This window comes from Oleiphilus sp. HI0123 (assembly GCF_001635315.1).
This window is the reverse complement of record NZ_LWGE01001431.1, coordinates 1-2219: the sequence shown is the minus strand read 5'-3', so window position 1 is coordinate 2219 and position 2219 is coordinate 1. Positions and strand designations below refer to the sequence as shown.

At 43.3% G+C, this 2219-nt stretch carries 3 protein-coding genes; 1 reads left to right on the top strand and 2 read right to left on the bottom strand.

The features are described from left to right. Positions 1 to 690: YciK family oxidoreductase (locus tag A3761_RS18585; protein ID WP_068750663.1), on the bottom strand; the 690-nt coding region annotated here is incomplete at its 3' end. Positions 691 to 932: 242 nt separating this feature from the next. Between A3761_RS18585 and A3761_RS18580 the strand changes: the two genes are divergently transcribed. Then, the gene (locus tag A3761_RS18580; protein WP_068510313.1) at positions 933 to 1358 is read left to right on the top strand and encodes an SRPBCC family protein; all 426 of its coding nucleotides are present in this window, start codon (positions 933 to 935) and stop codon (positions 1356 to 1358) included. A gap of 64 nt (positions 1359 to 1422) precedes the next feature. On the opposite strand, the gene A3761_RS18575 is transcribed toward A3761_RS18580, so the two are convergent. Next, positions 1423 to 2172 carry a phosphoadenylyl-sulfate reductase gene (locus A3761_RS18575; protein WP_082865177.1) on the bottom strand — a complete coding sequence of 250 codons (750 nt, stop codon included), beginning with the start codon at positions 2170 to 2172 and terminating at the stop codon, positions 1423 to 1425. Positions 2173 to 2219 lie beyond the last annotated feature (47 nt).

Below are 2219 nucleotides of genomic sequence, written 5' to 3'. Positions count from 1 at the left end.
ATAGAGGTAAACGGGCATGATTTGTTCGGGGCTTGGGTTATTATGGGGGTTTTCAGCAGGGTAAGCATCGGCTCGCATATTAGTGCGTGTGGCGCCAGGGTTGATGCTGTTCACTTTAATAGTTTTATCCGTGCCGTCGAGCTCATCTGCTAGTACCTGCATTAAACCTTCGTTTGCAAACTTACTGACAGAATAAGCCCCCCAAAATGCACGTCCTTTTCTGCCAACGCTTGATGAGGTGAAAATAATAGAGGCATCTTCGGAGTTTCTAAGTAGTGGTAACAGTGTCTTTGTCAGCATAAAAGGGGCATTAACGTTTACCTGCATCATTTTGTTCCAAACGGACACTTCGTATTGCTCAATACTCGTAAGGGATCCAAGCTGCGCCGCGTTGTGGAGAATACCATCGATATGAGTGAATTCAGCATCGATCGAGTTAGCAACGTCAATATAGTCTTTCTCTACAGCGCCTTCCAAATTCATTGGAATGATTGCCGGTTTTGGGTAGCCCTTGGATTCGATTTCGTCATAGACTTTTTCTAGCTTTGAAACGGTTCGCCCTAATAGGATTACAGTTGCTCCATGCTTGGCAAAGCTAAGTGCTGCTGTCTTGCCGATTCCATCACCCGCACCGGTAACTAAAATGACTTTGGATTGGAGTAGGTCTTTCGGGGCTTGGTAGTCAAACATAGGGTTCTCATATTTACGGTTATATTGAAAGGCGTCGTCGTTTCGTGATGCCGCTTGCTAATTCTAGTAAAAGCCAAGCTGCTTAGCCACAAGATTTAACGCAGATACTACCTTTAACGCTTAATTTCTTAAGTAGTCGCTTTTCGCTTTAAAGGCGGGAATATTTATATATAATGACTACGGGTCACGATGACTTTATCGTGTCGCTGTCTATTATTAAATCGCCAAAAGGTAAGTGATGCATGTCTGTTAATACAATAAAAATGAAGCAAATTTTCAATGCGCCCGTCAGTGAGGTATTTGCCACACTTAGTGATCATAATACTTTCGGTAAGATTTGTGGTATCAATATGTCTAGAGTTGTTGATGGTGCTGATGGTGCTAACGGCTTGGGTTCGGTTAGAGAGATCAAGATCGGGATTTTACCGGGCTTTGAAGAAACGATTACTGAGTTTAAACCAGATGAGTTTATTCAATACAAAATCACTAAAGGAAGCCCCATTAAGAACCATGTAGGAGAGCTTAGATTTAGTGAGGAAGGCGGCGCTACAACGCTAGACTACACGATAGAGCTTGAGTCTAAGATTCCACTGACTACCAGTATTATTTCGAAAGGCCTGGAGCAGGGGATCTCTAAAGGCTTGCAGAAGTATGCGCAATCGTTATAGAGAGCAAGGCTCCTTTTAGTTAAACAAGGCCGCTAATTCGCGGCCTTGTTGTATCGACGACGGCTTATTTACTTTCGGTAATGTGTAAGCCGCATTCTTTTTGAGTTGCTTCCTCCCACCACCAGCGACCTTCACGCTCATGCTGGGTAGGCAATACTGCTTTGGTACAGGGCTCACAGCCAATGCTGGTGAAGCCTTTTTCATGCAGCTCATTGTAAGGCACTTCAGAAAGCCTAATGTAATCCCAAACTTCTTTAGAGCTCCAATTCGCAAGTGGGTTGAATTTGATTAACTTACGCTCGTCGCTTGAGTTGCCATGATCAATCTCAATAACAGCAACTTCAGAGCGAGTGCTTGGGCTTTGATCTTTACGTTGGCCGGAAACCCACGCATTCAAGGTACCAAGCTTTCTTTTCAAAGGCTCTACTTTACGAATGCCACAGCATTCTTTATGCCCGTCTTCAAAAAAACTGAATAGCCCTTTTTGCTTAACAAAAGCCTCTAGTCGCTCAGCATTGGGGGTCATTAATTCAATGTCGATGTTATAGTGTTGGCGAACCTTTTCAATAAAGCGGTAAGTTTCTGGATGTAATCGGCCTGTATCTAGCGAGAAAACCTGAAGGTCGTCAGTTAGTCGATGAGAAAGCTCAATCAAGGCAACATCTTCTGCGCCGCTGAAAGAAATTGCAATGTTATCGAAGGTGTTCATCGCAAATTTTAGAATTTCGCGAGGTGATTTACTTGAAAGCTCATCATTTAGCTGCTGAACGGCTTCATCGGTAATTGTGGCGGGGTCGTTAAAGTCAATCGACATTATTTGGTCTCTGTATATGCTTTGTTTTAATACTAATGTGGTATTAG